General features: G+C 61.5%; 16 protein-coding genes and 1 pseudogene. 3 read left to right on the forward strand and 14 right to left on the reverse strand.

Translation table 11 applies throughout. The features are described 5' to 3' along the window. Positions 1 to 6 precede the first annotated feature (6 nt). The 11 genes from DT069_RS23960 to DT069_RS24010 form a co-directional block, all read right to left on the reverse strand. Complete coding sequence (locus DT069_RS23960) at positions 7 to 930, reverse strand: dihydrodipicolinate synthase family protein (RefSeq protein WP_162913423.1); 924 nt, start codon at positions 928 to 930, stop codon at positions 7 to 9. A gap of 193 nt (positions 931 to 1,123) precedes the next feature. Continuing rightward, positions 1,124 to 2,278, reverse strand: coding sequence for an NAD(P)/FAD-dependent oxidoreductase (locus DT069_RS23965; protein WP_119462873.1), 1,155 nt, complete (start codon positions 2,276 to 2,278; stop codon positions 1,124 to 1,126). 17 nt (positions 2,279 to 2,295) lie between these two features. Next, a complete protein-coding gene (locus tag DT069_RS23970) occupies positions 2,296 to 3,810 on the reverse strand; it encodes an FAD/NAD(P)-dependent oxidoreductase (protein WP_119462874.1) in 1,515 nt (504 codons plus the stop codon). Then, on the reverse strand, positions 3,711 to 4,037 hold the full coding sequence (locus tag DT069_RS23975) for a (2Fe-2S)-binding protein (protein WP_119462875.1): 327 nt from the start codon (positions 4,035 to 4,037) through the stop codon (positions 3,711 to 3,713). Before DT069_RS23975 ends, DT069_RS23970 begins: the two co-directional genes overlap by 100 nt. Further along, the gene (locus DT069_RS23980) at positions 4,000 to 5,271 is read right to left on the reverse strand and encodes an NAD(P)/FAD-dependent oxidoreductase (RefSeq protein WP_119462876.1); all 1,272 of its coding nucleotides are present in this window, start codon (positions 5,269 to 5,271) and stop codon (positions 4,000 to 4,002) included. Before DT069_RS23980 ends, DT069_RS23975 begins: the two co-directional genes overlap by 38 nt. Before the next feature lie 8 nt (positions 5,272 to 5,279). Next, on the reverse strand, positions 5,280 to 5,876 hold the full coding sequence (locus tag DT069_RS23985) for an Lrp/AsnC family transcriptional regulator (protein ID WP_119462877.1): 597 nt from the start codon (positions 5,874 to 5,876) through the stop codon (positions 5,280 to 5,282). Positions 5,877 to 5,942: 66 nt separating this feature from the next. Beyond that, entirely contained in the window at positions 5,943 to 7,316 is a 1,374-nt protein-coding gene (locus DT069_RS23990) for an aminotransferase class III-fold pyridoxal phosphate-dependent enzyme (protein ID WP_119462878.1), read from the reverse strand. Positions 7,317 to 7,441: 125 nt separating this feature from the next. Beyond that, entirely contained in the window at positions 7,442 to 8,722 is a 1,281-nt protein-coding gene (locus DT069_RS23995; RefSeq protein WP_119462879.1) for a TRAP transporter large permease, read from the reverse strand. After that, a complete protein-coding gene (locus tag DT069_RS24000) occupies positions 8,719 to 9,261 on the reverse strand; it encodes a TRAP transporter small permease (protein WP_119462880.1) in 543 nt (180 codons plus the stop codon). Before DT069_RS24000 ends, DT069_RS23995 begins: the two co-directional genes overlap by 4 nt. A gap of 85 nt (positions 9,262 to 9,346) precedes the next feature. After that, on the reverse strand, positions 9,347 to 10,327 hold the full coding sequence (locus DT069_RS24005) for a sialic acid TRAP transporter substrate-binding protein SiaP (RefSeq protein ID WP_162913426.1): 981 nt from the start codon (positions 10,325 to 10,327) through the stop codon (positions 9,347 to 9,349). A gap of 259 nt (positions 10,328 to 10,586) precedes the next feature. Then, entirely contained in the window at positions 10,587 to 10,898 is a 312-nt protein-coding gene (locus tag DT069_RS24010; protein WP_119462882.1) for a hypothetical protein, read from the reverse strand. 4 nt (positions 10,899 to 10,902) lie between these two features. Between DT069_RS24010 and DT069_RS24825 the strand changes: the two genes are divergently transcribed. Next, a complete protein-coding gene (locus DT069_RS24825) occupies positions 10,903 to 11,073 on the forward strand; it encodes a hypothetical protein (protein ID WP_162913419.1) in 171 nt (56 codons plus the stop codon). Between the two features lie 271 nt (positions 11,074 to 11,344). Here DT069_RS24825 and DT069_RS24015 read toward each other — a convergent pair. Beyond that, a pseudogene (locus DT069_RS24015) lies at positions 11,345 to 11,512 on the reverse strand (ATP-binding protein); the annotation flags it as partial. Between DT069_RS24015 and DT069_RS24020 the strand changes: the two are divergent. Then, positions 11,466 to 11,744: an AAA family ATPase gene (locus tag DT069_RS24020; RefSeq protein ID WP_162913427.1), complete on the forward strand. Its 279-nt coding sequence runs from the start codon at positions 11,466 to 11,468 to the stop codon at positions 11,742 to 11,744. The pseudogene DT069_RS24015 and the gene DT069_RS24020 overlap by 47 nt on opposite strands. 74 nt (positions 11,745 to 11,818) lie before the next feature. On the opposite strand, the gene DT069_RS24025 is transcribed toward DT069_RS24020, so the two are convergent. Further along, entirely contained in the window at positions 11,819 to 12,358 is a 540-nt protein-coding gene (locus tag DT069_RS24025; RefSeq protein ID WP_119462884.1) for a hypothetical protein, read from the reverse strand. Positions 12,359 to 12,370: 12 nt separating this feature from the next. Next, on the reverse strand, positions 12,371 to 13,276 hold the full coding sequence (locus tag DT069_RS24030) for a DUF2167 domain-containing protein (RefSeq protein ID WP_119462885.1): 906 nt from the start codon (positions 13,274 to 13,276) through the stop codon (positions 12,371 to 12,373). A 360-nt stretch (positions 13,277 to 13,636) separates the two neighbouring features. Between DT069_RS24030 and DT069_RS25140 the strand changes: the two genes are divergently transcribed. Continuing rightward, complete coding sequence (locus DT069_RS25140) at positions 13,637 to 13,774, forward strand: DUF6804 family protein (protein ID WP_425450512.1); 138 nt, start codon at positions 13,637 to 13,639, stop codon at positions 13,772 to 13,774. Positions 13,775 to 13,951 lie beyond the last annotated feature (177 nt).

The raw sequence follows: 13,951 nt of genomic DNA on the forward strand, positions 1-13,951 counted from the left end.
AGCGATTCACGTCAAACGACAGGCTGGGCTGGAGAACAGATCGAGCGAGTCGAGCACCTCGCGGACCTTTTCGCGTTGAGCGTTGCTGAGGTCCGGGATTGGAGATCGACAGTGGCCGCCGGGTCGACCCAAAAGGTTCATAGCCGCCTTGAGCCCGGCAGGCGTCGCGCCGATCTTGCCGATCGGACCGAGCATCGACGCGCGCTTCTGAACGCGGCGCGCCCCGTCGACGTCGCCAGCCGCGCCCAGGGCGAAAAGCCCGATGCCTTCAGCGCCGAGAACCTGGGTTTCCGTCGCGCCGATGAAAGCCGGACAGCCCATGAACGCCGCCGCAGCACCGTGCTTCGCGGTATAGCCGGCGATCACCTCTATCATATCGCCGAACTGGAACAGCAGCTGATACATCTGACTGATGTCATTGGCGCTTTCCTTCGTGGCGACGACCCATTCGATTTCGGCGAGTTGCGCGATGTAGCCTGCGTCGAGATTCACCCCTGTCGTCTGTGGATGGTTGTAGAGAACGATGGGGCAGCAAACGGCGTCGCTTACCGCGCGATAATGCGCGACGATCGCGCCTTGATCGACCTCCGCATAATACGGCGTGACGACCAGGATCCCGCTCGCTCCGACGTCGCGCACCCTGATCGAAACATCGACAACCCGATCGGTGCGGATCTCGCCCGTTCCGACGATCACCGGAACTTTGCCGCCGACGACCTGAACTGCCAATTCCGCGAGGCGGACTTTCTCGTCCCCGTCGAGAGACCATGACTCGCCCGTTGAGCCGCAGACGACGAACCCGTCGGCGCCCTCGTCCATCAGAAGCTCCAGATTCTCGGTGAACAGGTGCTCGTCGAGTGCCCCATCCTTCTTGAACGGCGTCACCACCGCCGGGAAGCTTCCGCGCCAGGAAACCTTATCGTTGTTCAAGTCTCTTCTCCTCGATGCGCATATTCAGCGTTGGACCGGTCGCCAGCCGCGCGCCACATCCGCCGGTATGTACCGCGTATCGGGGCGCCGCGCCGGCCGATCACGTCCCCACCATACTGCCATGACTCATAGCGAATTAACTCCCTGACTCGGCTGCCCGGCACGTATTACATTTTTCATCCGATGCCGAATTTCACAGATTCTTCTTTAGGCTCAAGGTGTCGGGATTCGTCCAGGCCGATGAAGGCGGAAAGGCGAGATCTGGCTCCCGTCCCAGGATGATATCGCCAAGCATTCGCCCCAACTGCAAGCCGGGCAGATAGCCGCTGAACACGCAGCCGGCGACATAGGCTTCCGGACAGTTGGGCACCGGTCCTAGCAGAGGGCGGAAGTCGGGGGTCCTTGCGTCTACTCCGATCCAGCAGCGGATGAGATCTTGGTCGCCGAGCGCCGGCACCACACTGACGGCAAGGCGAAGGTTTTCGAGAACGCTCGGTGCGTCGATCCGGGAGGTGCCCGCCTCCAGGTCGCCATGGCCCTGCCATCCTCCTCCGATGATCGCTGTTCCCGCCGCGCTGCGCTTGATCGAGAGGTTCCCGGTCGCGATTGTGAGCATCGGTCCAAGGTGAAAGGGCAACCTATTCGTGACAAGCACTTGGTTGTACCGCGGCGTGATCTCGACCGAATGGCCCAGTTGGGCCAGAAGCGGCTGCAGGCGAGCGTTCGTGGCGAGCACCAATCGCCGTCCGCGCACCACTCCCCTCGGACAGATGCAGGCGAACCCCGCGCCACCCGGTTCGATCATTGAGACATTGTGGCGGGCCTTAATCGCAACGCAATGCCTACCCAGCAACTCGGTGAAGACCCGACCCGTTTCAAGGGAATTGACATGGGCGTCCGCTTCACAATGGACCGCGGCGCGGATATCTTTTGACAATTGCGGTTCGATCAGCCGCGCTTCCGCGCCGGACATCATGCGAAAGCTTGCCCCGGCTTCATTTCGCAACCGCATCCGCTCGTCGAGAATGGATTCCTCCGCCTCCGTCCGCGCGAGCGCCAGCGAGCCCAGGCGGTGGTAGTCGAGATCGAACAGGAATGGAGCGGTTTTTCCCTTCCAGAGCTCCAGCGCCCGCATGCCGTGCGGAACCGTTTCCGCGCGCAGCACCTGCGACATTAACCCGCCCGCATTCGTGCCGGACGCTTCGAGACAGAGCGACTCTCGCCGTTCCAGAACTGCGACGCTCATGCCGCCATCCGCAAGCATCAGCGCCACGGCGCAGCCGATCAGGCCGCCTCCGACGACGACCGCGTCGTAAACCTGCGCGTCGTGCGCTTGGTTCTGGGTCATATGAACAAACCCGCGGTTCAGACGGGCAGAGCATCATGCGCGGCGGGATGGTCGTTCCACCACGCGGCCGTCGCTATTGATATGGGAAGCGGTTCGATGGGTGGGCGCTGCATGTGTGCGGCGATTTCACCAGGAGGCCGTCCCGTGCGGGTGGCCATAATCGCGGTCGCCCAGGGCGCGCAGATTTTCCCCTGACAGGGCCCCATCCCGCATCGCGTCCGCATTTTCAGTTCGTGCAGATCGACGGCGCCGGCGTCAATATCCGCTAGCAGCTCTGCGACGGTTACATCCTCGCATCGGCAGACGATCGCGCGGGAGTCGAGCGACCTAACCTCCGCCGTGTCGGGGAAGCGGATCATGGTTCCAACCGCCCGCGCGGAAATCCGGGCTCGCAGGAGGCGTCGGCGAGCGCGCGCCAGTCGGCCGTTGATCTGCCGCCGGCACTGCGGCAGCAGATGCGCCGCGACATCGAGCGCCGCGACCTCGCCTTCTATTATGGCGATGCGCGAGCCGCTGATCCCTGCGCACTCGCCGACCGCATAGACATTCGGTACCGTCGTTTCCATGTTGGGCGTCCGGAGCGGCAGCCAACTCATCAAAGACGCATCGAACTCGTGCGCCGCTCCGGCGACCTGCGTGGCGTGTGAGTTTGCTGAAAGGCCGACTCCGAGCGCCAGCGCCTCCGCTGGAATTGCGGTTACGGCACCAACCAACCCAGGCCCATTGATGATTACGCGCTCAACCTGCTCCGCTCCCTCGACCCGTACGACGGCCGCCTCATGGTAGATTGGCACGCCGGACCACCGGACCCGGGCGTACCAGAACGCGCCCCTTGCGGCTTCGGCAGGGGTTGCCGCGAGACGGGGCAGCGTCGCAGCCCATGAGCGAATCGACGCACGATCGACAATGGCGGCCGGGCGAACGCCGTGCTTCAAATACGCGGCTGCCAAGAGATAAAGAAGCGGTCCGGCGCCGGCGAGAACGGGCGAGGCGCCGAGGATCCGCCCGTCCTGTTTCAGGAGGATGGTGGCTGCGGCCAGCCCGAAGACGCCCGGCAGTGTCCCGCCGGGAATGCATGGAACGGTTTCACTTGCGCCGGTTGCAAGAATCAAAGCGCGCGTGGAAGTTCGGCGAAGCGTCGTCGCGTCGCGCCAATGAACGGACGGACCCGGCTCCACATTCCAGACCGTGGCACGCGGGACATGTCTAACGGTAGACGACCTCAACCGGGCTCGTAGCGCGTCGCCCGGGCTGCTGAAGTGGCCGGGCGCATGCTCTCGCTGCGCAACGCTCAGCGCCCTGTGAATCTGTCCCCCGGCGTGATCGTATCGATCCAGAAGAACGACGTTCAGCCCGCATTCAGCTGCACAAACCGCTGCGGAAACGCCTCCGGGTCCGGCGCCGACAACAACCAGATCGACGCATTCGCCACTCATTCGCTCTCTCCCGTCCTTATCGTCATGCCGGCCTCCACGGCGATCATGCAACTGCGGACGAGCCGAGAGTTCACCATCACACTGCATTCGTGACATGCACCCATGAGGCACAGCGGCGCGCGCGACTCCTTCAGCCGAACCGAGTTCCTGAACCGACGGATACCAACCTCCCAGAGCGCGACGGCCAGTGTTTCGCCCGCCACGAGTTCCCTCTCCTGATAATCGATAGTCACGGAAACCCTGGCTGCACTCGGATGTTGCGGGTCGATACGACGCATTATTTGCTCATCGATTGAATCTCGCGGAGGAGTAGGGCGCGACATCGATGGCCGGGATGTTTCCGGCGATCAGGTCCCGAATGATTGCGCCTGTCGCCGCGGCCTGAGTCAAACCGAGATGACCGTGCCCGAAGGCATAGAGTACACGCCGATCCCTGCGCGATGGACCGATCACCGGTAGCGAGTCCGGTGTGGAGGGGCGGTCGCCGTACCACCGGATCCCGTCGCTCGGGTTAAGGTCGGGCAGAAAACGCTTCGCCTTCTCGACGAGCAAATCCAACCGCCTCCAATCGGGTGCCTGTCTCGCTGGAACGAACTCCGCGCTTCCGCCGATTCGCAGCCCGCCTGCCAAAGGCGCGACAACGAATCCATGCTGTCTGAACACGAGGTAGTTGTTAGAGCGCACCAACGGGCTGGAGAGCGTCAGACTGTAACCCCGCTCCGCCACCAGAGGCATTGCGTCCCCGGTCTGGCGAGCGAGATCAGCCGAATGAACGCCAGCGGCGACCACCAGATGATCGCACGTCAACTCCGCCGTCTCACATCGAACGGCGATCCTGTCAGTCATCGGAGTGATCGAGTGCGCGCGATCGGTCAAGAACGTCACACCGGATGCGATCAGACGGCTTTCGATGGTTTTGCTGACCAGGAACGGATCCGGCGTGAGGCGCCAGGTCGGGCTCGCCATGGCCCCGGCGAACCCGCCGCCAAGGGCTGGTTCGGCATGGCGGAGCGCATTCTTGTCGAGGGGATAATTCTCATGTCCCGCCGCTCGGCGAATTTCCCACAGCGGCGCATCCTTCGACATCGCTTCGGTGGTGTCGTAGACATGCAGGACCCTATCGGCTTCGCATCGATTCCACAGGCCTATCGCAGAGAGACTGCGTTCCCATTCGGCCAGCGCCAGTGCATTCAGCCGCCGCAGCGCCTCGACCCGTTTTGGAGAGTTTCCGTCGAAGGCGCTGAAGATGAACCGCCGTAGCCATCCACAGAGCGCTCCGAGGTGGCGAGGCGATATAACTACGGGACCTCTGCGGTCCAGCAACCAACGGCCCGCCTGCCGGATGACGTCCGGTCTCGCCAAGGGAAGAACTTCGCCGAAGGCCAGCGCTCCCATATTGCCCCAGGACGTTTGGCTTCCCGGCGGTTCGGGATCGATCAAAGCCACGTCCCGCGCTCGGGTTGAAAGTGCCAGAGCAACGCTTAGGCCGACAATGCCCGCACCCACAATGATTATGGGAAAATGAGGCGCAACACGCGATCCACTCGAGACCTTCATCAGCGCTCCTAGGCCCTGTCGGCGTCGAGCAGTTGCACCACCGGCACGACTCGATCCGGAATGGGCGACCGAATTACAATGTAGCTAAAATATTTTGTAATGCCGACATTTGACGCGAGCATACTCTCTATGATCGATTGATAATGATTAATTCCGCGCGTAACGAACTTTATCAAATAATCGAACCCCCCGCTAACCACGTTTGCTTCGACTATAAACGGAATACCGGATATCGCCTCCTCGAAGCGCCGGAAATCCTCCTGTTTATGGTCGGCAAGTGTGAACTGGGTAAAGACAGTCAATGTTTCTCCCAGTAATTGCGGATGGATAATAGCTCGGTACTCAGAAATGATCCCGGCGTCCTTCAGTCGGCGAATATGTTGAAGGCACGCGCTAGGCGATATAGCGGCTTCCTCAGCAATTGCCTTGTTTGGCATTCGTCCGCGGCATTGCAAGATTGAGAGGATCTTAATGTCAATCCGGCTCAACTTCACGGCTGCCCCCTTTGCGACAAGTGTAATTCCGCCAGCATGGCGCTGATGACGCGCACCGAAAGCGGCCGCTGGGCCGGTGGTCGCAAGGCATCTCTTCGAAGCATCGCCCATCGAAGCGCCGGTTTCGCACGCACCTGCAATCGAGGAGCGATAGCGGACCGGCGCATGCTCAGCCGGCTAGGTGCCACCACGTAGATGCCGACGGACGTCGTCCAGCACCAACTCGACTCGATCGAACAAAACATTTATTTCTTCTTCGCTGATGCATAGCGCTGGGGCGAACCCTAGAGTGCCATCCGTAAATGTCCGGAAAATCACCTTGTGTCGGGATGCGGCGCCGGCGACCACGCGGTCGAGACGGAGTTCGGGTGAGAACGGAGTCCGCGCCTCCTTGTCGGCAACGAGTTCCGCGGCTCCAAGGAGGCCGACGCCGCGGGTGTCCCCGACAAGCGGATCATTCCGCAGCGAGTGGAGCCGTTGAAGGAACGCGGGCGCTACCTTGCGCACGTTATCAAGGAGCTCGCTCTCGTAAATGTCGATGGCGGCCAGTGCGGCGGCTGCAGCAACGGGGTGGCCGCTATAGGTAAAGCCGTGTGTGAAATAAGCGTCCCGCCCTGCACCATCCATGATCGTTTGAAAGATATCTTCGCTTACGACACAGGCACCCATCGGCACGTAGGCGGACGTCAATCCCTTGGCAAGAATCAGGGCGTCCGGCATCAGGTTCTCGAGCTCGGATGCGAACATCGGACCGGTTCGTCCGAATCCAGTGATAACCTCGTCGATGACGAAAAGGACGCCCCGTCGACGACATAGATCCTGCATGGCATGCAGCCACCCGGAAGGAGGAACGATGACCCCGCCGGAGCCCTGAATCGGTTCGCAAAAGAACGCGGCCACCGTGTGCTCGCCGAGTTCGTCGATCTTGCGATTCAAATCCTCGACGCTCTTCTCGATCACGGCTTTCGGATCGTCGCCCGCCGGGTTTCGATACATGTAGTGAGATGGAATGTGGTGCTGAAACGCGAAAGGCAATCCGAACGGCTGATGATAGGCCGCGAGGCCAGTCACGCCCGCCCCCAGGAATGACGCCCCGTGATACCCCCTTTGTAACGCGATCACATTAATCCGATCCGGCTCGCCCCGGGATATGAAGTAGTTGCGGATCAACTTCAGCGCGGTGTCCACCGCATCCGATCCCCCCAGCGTGAAGAACGACCGAGTCACGCTTTCCGGTGTTATTTCTGCCAAGCGTTCGGCTAGCAGGATGGACGGCTCGTTCGCGTAACTGAAGAAGCTCGTACCATAAGGAAGCTTCTCCAGCTGACGGGTAATCGCATCGACTATACGGGTCTGTCCGTAGCCCGCGTTCACGCACCAGAGTCCGGAAAAACCGTCAATGGACCAAGCCCTTTCCATGTCCTGCAGATGAACGCCACGGCCCTCGAGCCAGACCCGGCCCCCCGTTTCGGCATGCTCAGCCAGCCTCGTCACGGGATGAAACGCGTACCGCCGATCTGAATCGGAGAGGGCTTTCGTGAAATTCGTCATCGCCGAACGTTGCTCCATCTACGCGACAGCTCGGGCTTGAGGCTGCCTTTAAATCGGACGCGATGTCACGGATCTTCAATGCGGCATCCAAGAAGCCGTGACCAAGCGACCTGCGACCTGAACATCTAGTCGGGATACAGGAGATTCGGGACCCACATGACGATTTCGGGAACGAACGTCAGGATCCCGAGCACTACGAAGAGCGGTATAAGAAACCTCAGTACCGCTCGCGCCACGAATTCGAACCGCACATCCGCGACGCGCGCGAGAATATATAAAACCGCGCCAACCGGAGGGGTCAGAAGGCCTATCATCAGGGTCAGCACCATGATCACGCCGAAATGAACGGGATCAACGCCGACCCTCTCAATCACGGGCAGCAGGATCGGGACCAGGATCGTTATGGACGCAATTGCTTCCATGAAGAATCCTATGACCACTAGAATGCCGACTATCGCCAGCATGACCAACGTCTTATCCCCGCCCGTCACGTCAAGGATGAAGGTAGTAAAGTGGATCGTGACCTGCGAAATGGTCAGCACCCATCCGAACATCGCGGCGGCGGCAGCAATCAACATAATCACGCCGGTCGTCTCGACCGTTTCCACCGAAACTTCCAGAAACTTGTCCCAGGTCAGACTGCGGTAAACGAAAACGCTGAGGAACAGCGCATAGGCAACTCCGGCAACTGCCGCTTCAGTCGGCGTGAAAAGCCCGGCCAGAATCCCGCCGACGATGATTACGGGCGTCATTATCGGCAGGACCGCTTCCTTACCCGTCTCCAGGATTTTACGGACCGAGAACCTCGTTCGCAGAATTGTATCACTACGGCGCGCAAAGAAGCCGGCAGCTGTGATCAACGCGAGCCCCATCAGCAGGCCCGGCACAAACCCCGCCGAGAACAACTCGCCGATGGATACCCCAGCCATGACGCCATAGATCACGAATGGCAGGCTCGGCGGGATGATAGGTCCGATGATTGAGGACGACGCAACCAAACCGAGCGAAAAATCATCGGGATAGCCCGCCTTCCGCAAGACGCGCAGGGCGATGGTGCCGAGACCGCCGGCCTCGGCGACCGCAGCGCCGGTCATTCCGGCGAAAATCATCGCAGCCAAGACCACGACAAAGGCGGCCCCGCCGACTAGCCAGCCCACAACGGCATTGCAGAAAGCGAAGATGCGATTCGTGATCCCGCCCTCATTCATCAGGTTCCCGGCCAGGATGAAAAAGGGGATCGCGAGCAGCGGGAAGCTATTCATGCCCGCCACCAATCGATGCATGATGACGATATCCGGAAGCGGCTGGACCGCGTTGGTGTAATACAGCGCAGCCGCGACGAGCGCGAGTGCAACCGGGAGCCCCATTGCGAGGCTGAGGCCAAAGATTGCGAAAACGATCGTCATCGGCCGGTCCCCAGGAGGGAAAGTCCCATGCGGACCAACCTAGCGGCCTCGCGAAAGGCCATGAACGCAAGACCTAGACAGATGAAGACGTAAACCACGCTGAGGGGGATGTCCGCGAATGTCATCCTCTCGTCGTGCATCTCGGGAAGCAGCAAGAGGGCCAGATAGAGGAGGGTGAGATAGAGCCCCATCTCGACTATAGCGACGATTATGTCGGTCGCCGGCTTCAGCCGTTCCGGTAACCGCTCGCGCACGACCACAACGCGAATATGGGAATTCCTTCGCGACGCGGTCACCGCTCCGATGAAGGTGAGCGCGATGAGAAAATACCGCCCGACCTCTTCGGTCCAGCCTGCGGAGTCGTTCAGCACATACCGTGTGAAGAACTGGAGGAAGGCGATGACCGCGAGAATCCACAAAATGACGACGCCGATGTAGTCCTCGATCTTTTTCGCTCTTTTCCCCTCTCCAGAAACTTCTCCCGGGCTGGCGAGAACCGGTGCCGACGGTTGATTACGGTCCGATCCAGAATTTGCCATGCTTGGTCACCCCTCCGACTGGTCCAATGCGGCAACGGGCCCGGGATCGGCCGATCCCAGGCTCGTCGTCTTCGCGGGCCGCAGATTATTCCTGAATCGCCTGGATCTGGTCGAACAACTCTGAAGACCAGGGGACGTCGTCCGAAGTCAGCAGCGGCTTGGCGGCCGCTTGAAACGCTACCCTGTCCGGCGTGACCACCGTGAGGCCCTGCTCCTTGAACCAGTCGGCCAGTTCTACCTCTGACTTGCGGATCCCGGCACTGGCGTCCGCGGCAGCTTTCGCAAACACTTCGTCGAAAATCGCCTTCTCTTCGTCGTTCAGTTTGCCCCACAGGTGCTGCCCGATGATGATGATGGATGCCTCCGTCATGTGTTCCGTGAGAATGACGTGGCTTTGAACCTCATAGAACTTTTTTGCGAAGATGTTTGTCAGCGGGTTCTCTTGGCCCTCCACGACGCCCTGCTGGAGCGCCAGATAGACCTCAGCGAAGGGAATCGGGGTTGCATTCGCCTCAACTGCTTCCGCAAACATCATGTAGAGCGGCGCCTGCGGGACACGCAGCTTCATACCGTTCATATCCGCAGGAGTCTCGATCTCCCAGTTTGCTGTCACCTGCCGCGCGCCCGTATAGATCAGACCGGCAACGTGATCGCCCGTCTCCGCCTCGTAGTCGGCGGCCATCTCCGCGAAAAGCGGACTCTCGGTAAAGGCGACAAAGTGATCGTAGCTGCGGAACATGTAAGGCGCGCCCATTGCGGCGAAAGGCGGATACTTCTCACCGACGAATGCTACCCCACTGAAAACAGCATCAACGATGCCGAGCCCTACGGCTTCGGTGATTTCCTTCTCGCCGCCGAGTTGTGACGCGGGAAATACCTTCATTTCGTATTTGCCGTCGGTCTTGGCCTTTAGGCTGTCGGCGGCCGCGACCATAGCCTTGTGGCGCGGATCTGAGGGCTCGGCGACATGCGCGAAATTGATGGTTTCCGCTACCGCTGAGTTCACCGATATAGCCAAGCCGGCAGATAGCAAGACTCCTGCGATCACCCGGATTGCTGGATGCATAGCCTCTACTCCCATTTTTTGTCCTCCCTCAAGCCACCTTCGAGTCGGCAGCGACCTGGATTGGAGCAGAAAATCGACCAAATTTCGTTTCGAAATTTAGTGGAGAAGGAGAATGGTGTTTTGGTTATGATTGCCGTTTGGAACTTCGTTCAGACTGAACTGCCTGCGATGAGTGATCCAGGTTAGGGTCTGTTAGCCTCTGATCCAATCGAACGCTGCTGCGAGGTAGAGAATGCCGACGACGGATCGCGCGGCTTTCTCATAGCGTGTCGCCACCGCGCAGCGGCGGCTGTGGCTGTGGGTCGCGTGCCGAAGCTGCCGGCGCGGCGAGGTCCGGCTCGATCCCAAGGACCTCGCCCGGCGCTTGAGCGACACGTTCCCGGTCCGCCTCGTCCCTCGCCGTCTCCAGTGCAGCCGATGCGGCGCGCGGAGCGCGACGGTCCGGCTCGATTGGTAGAGAGGGTGACAAGAAGAGCCGGCGCTCGACCAGCGGGCGGATGATGGCCGAGCGGCTGTTCCCGGTCCGGGTTCGGGTCGCGGTGCCGCCGGGCGGCTTCGGCGGGTAGCTCAACCAGATGCATGGCTGGCTCGACGCGGTCGCCGGACGCGACAGCTACGTCATCTGGGGCGCGAACGAGCCGGGCCTTCCGGACGCGATGCTCGTCTATTTCACGAACGTCAAGGTCGCCGCCGCGTTCCTCGATCGCTTCGCCTGTGGCATGGCGCACTATGCGATTGAAGGCTGAATAAAAGTTGGTTGGACGCCATGCCAGTGTCCGCCATTGAAGCGAAAGCGGCCGCTAAAGTGGACGAACGGCACTTCCGGGATGTGCCATTCACGTCGGTTTCGCGATGCTGATGACATGTCCGGTTGGCGGGTAATTTGGGAAACGCCGGTTCGCTGTCGATGGCGTCACCCTGGGCATGATCCAAGCTCCCAAACCCGGAGCCGCGAATCATGCAGTATGAACTCAGCGACCATGAATGGAGCGTCATCAGGCCGATGCTGCCGAACAAGCTGAGATTGGTCGTGACGACGATCGAGGTCTGCTCGTACAGGCGGCTGATCAGATGGAACAGGAGCTGCCCCCCCGACCGCGTGATGGGCAGATAGCCAAGCTCATCCAGGATCACGAGGTTGAGCCGGGCGAGCCGGTCGGCCAGGCGCCCCTGCCGGCGATTCCTCTGCAAGCCCGAGCCCTTCGTCTGGAACGCGACCAACCTCTCGCGCCAGATGCGCTCCAAGGTCCTTGGCTTCGCACACGCCTACGGCGTGCGCACTGTTATCCTTTACGTCAAGGGGCCTGAGGACTTCGTCCGCGGGCGCAACCGCGAGCGGCATCGCTCAGTGCCAGACGCCGTCATCGATCGTATGCTGCACGAATGGAAGGTCCCGACCCCGCCCGAGGCGCACTAGCTGGTCCTGCTCGTGCACGAAAGCGACAAGGTTTCGCGGCGCGGCGCGTCTCTCGCCGACTGACAGCCCCAAGCCTAGGGACCAAACGGAATCCCGCCCGAACTTAGGCACCGCGTTCGGGTGGTTCGGATCGGGCGCTCTATCGAGGGCAGGCGGCAGGACAGCATGGTCCAGTCGGAGAAGCGATCTGGATAGCGGTAATCGACGCGCAGGTAGTCGGGGACGATGAGCCGGACCTGATGAATGTCGCGCATGCCGTCACAGCTCTCCTCCCAGGAGAACACGGTCACGTAGTGGCCGCGCGTCAACAGGAGGCAGTTCACCCGTCGGCCGAGGGCGACCGACGTCATTGCGAGGCTCGGCGCATCGGCGCTCGCCTCGCGCAACGCCACCCGGAGAACCGGGCCCGCCGATCGGCATTCCGAGCGCGCCATTTCGACGATCTCGTTCCTGTAGTCGCCGACCTCAAGCTTCGCCACCAGGCATCGCACCCGCGAGTCCTCGACCGTGTCGGGCGGCGTCCGGCAGGCCCAGAGGACGCCCAGCAGGCCGACGGCGGTGAGCTTGCCGATGGCGTTGCCGATGGGCCGCGACCGTTTCCCCCGCGCTGCCATGCGGATTCTCGCTCAGCTCGGCGGCCGGCGTTCGCCCGTGCGCGCGAACAGCCGCTTCACCCCCATCCAGACCCCGCCGATCGCGACGAAGACGAGGAACCACGCCTTCTTCGCGAAGAGGACCACCGCGGCCAGGATCGCCGCGAGCACGCCCTTGCCGACCTTGGACCCGCCAGCGCTCGCCGCCACCAGCGAGGCGACCCCGAACCCCGCCAGCGCGTCGCCGTCGACGTAATCGGCGTAGCGGTATCCGGCCTCATACGCATGCCCGTTGAGCGCCGCCTGGAGAATCCGCGGCGTGCCCTCATAGCGCTCGGCGTCCCCGACCCAGATCACCTTGTGATAGCCGTGCCGCGACAGGCGGATCGCGATCGCGTTGATGAGCTCGTCTTCCCCCTCTTTCACCTTGAGCGCCCAGAAGGCGATCTTCCGCTCGGCGTCGAAGCGCGGCCGCTTGAGCCAGCCGATGACGGTCAGCGACGTGATCCCGTTGGCCTGGCGCTGCTTGTTGCCCTCCTCCGTGCCGGCTTGGATCTCCTCCAGCAGCGCATCAGCGTCAAGGTCCGACCAGTCGTCGTCGGTGACATAGCCGGCCTCGATATACTCGAAGACCACTCGCTCGCTGTCGTCGGCATTGGTGATCACCGCCTCGGTTTCCGGGAACTCGACGCCGTTCACCAGGAACTCGTAGCGCTGCGCGTCGATGCCGCGCAGCAGATAGTCTCCCTGCTGTAGACTGACCGTGCTCGAGGAGGTGGTCAGCTCGTAGCGGCCCGCCTCGACGTCCCAATGCAGCGCCTCGAAATCCGCCTGAACCTCCTCGTCGGTCTGCGGATAGGTCCACTGCTCCGCCGTTGCGGGGATGGCTCCCACTAGGAATGCCGTCAGAAACGCGGCGGTCCAAATAGTATTCGACATGGCTCCCCCCGTCCTCGTTAACGGCCTTGCTCAATTCCCAAGATAGATCAGCATAATAAGCGCTTGAAATGCGGATGTCACGCCAGCCGGATACTATTCCTCCGGTTGTTATTCGAAGAGGCAGGCAGATAAACAGCGGCAGGAATCAATAAAGGTGCTGGCGGCAGCAGAATGCGGCTCAGTTGGCGGCCTCCGCCCGGAACATTCGCGTGCGCAGGCGTCTATGCCGGAGAACAGGGGAAAGCGTCTTGTTCGGTACACATCCACTGTGGCGCCTCGCGCGCTGTTTCAGGCTCCTCAAGCAGGAAAGGCCCGAGATTCGCGGCCTCATCTCCTACGCGGATCCGTGCGAGAGAGTCGATGCCGCGGGTCACGTTTGTAGACAATCCGTTTGTACCCGTTCATCTCGGCCGCGAAATATGGGCCGTCGTGGACCTCTTGGCCGCTGTTCTTCTTGCCATTCACTATCGCCACTCAAAGCGGAACTGCGGCTCCTGACCAGCGAAATCAGTCCTCCGCCCGCTCCGCCAGCATCGCGCCCCAGCGGATGTTCAGCTGCCGCCGGATCGCCGCGACGACGGCCATGTCGCCGCCCAAGGAGGCGATGGCCGTGCCATTCACAGATTTGGCGAGCGCCGCCATAACGCACGGCGGCGCCGCCGGGTCAGGCACCAC

Origin of the sequence: Virgifigura deserti (genome assembly GCA_003576685.1) — a bacterium.
Classification (GTDB): domain Bacteria; phylum Pseudomonadota; class Alphaproteobacteria; order Dongiales; family Dongiaceae; genus Virgifigura; species Virgifigura deserti.

Excerpts from the sequence above, each read along its gene's own strand:
- DT069_RS23980 (WP_119462876.1), bottom strand. The coding sequence starts at position 5,271 with ATGAAGGTCTCGAGTGGATCGCGTGTTGCGCCTCATTTTCCCATAATC.
- DT069_RS24025 (WP_119462884.1), bottom strand. The coding sequence starts at position 12,358 with ATGGCAGCGCGGGGGAAACGGTCGCGGCCCATCGGCAACGCCATCGGC.
- DT069_RS25140 (WP_425450512.1), top strand. The coding sequence starts at position 13,637 with ATGCCGCGGGTCACGTTTGTAGACAATCCGTTTGTACCCGTTCATCTC.
- DT069_RS23970 (WP_119462874.1), bottom strand. The coding sequence starts at position 3,810 with ATGTCACGAATGCAGTGTGATGGTGAACTCTCGGCTCGTCCGCAGTTG.
- DT069_RS23985 (WP_119462877.1), bottom strand. The coding sequence starts at position 5,876 with ATGGGCGATGCTTCGAAGAGATGCCTTGCGACCACCGGCCCAGCGGCC.
- DT069_RS23995 (WP_119462879.1), bottom strand. The coding sequence starts at position 8,722 with ATGACGATCGTTTTCGCAATCTTTGGCCTCAGCCTCGCAATGGGGCTC.
- DT069_RS24000 (WP_119462880.1), bottom strand. The coding sequence starts at position 9,261 with ATGGCAAATTCTGGATCGGACCGTAATCAACCGTCGGCACCGGTTCTC.
- DT069_RS24825 (WP_162913419.1), top strand. The coding sequence starts at position 10,903 with ATGCATGGCTGGCTCGACGCGGTCGCCGGACGCGACAGCTACGTCATC.
- DT069_RS24005 (WP_162913426.1), bottom strand. The coding sequence starts at position 10,327 with ATGCATCCAGCAATCCGGGTGATCGCAGGAGTCTTGCTATCTGCCGGC.
- DT069_RS23990 (WP_119462878.1), bottom strand. The coding sequence starts at position 7,316 with ATGACGAATTTCACGAAAGCCCTCTCCGATTCAGATCGGCGGTACGCG.
- DT069_RS23975 (WP_119462875.1), bottom strand. The coding sequence starts at position 4,037 with ATGTCGCGCCCTACTCCTCCGCGAGATTCAATCGATGAGCAAATAATG.
- DT069_RS23965 (WP_119462873.1), bottom strand. The coding sequence starts at position 2,278 with ATGACCCAGAACCAAGCGCACGACGCGCAGGTTTACGACGCGGTCGTC.
- DT069_RS24030 (WP_119462885.1), bottom strand. The coding sequence starts at position 13,276 with ATGTCGAATACTATTTGGACCGCCGCGTTTCTGACGGCATTCCTAGTG.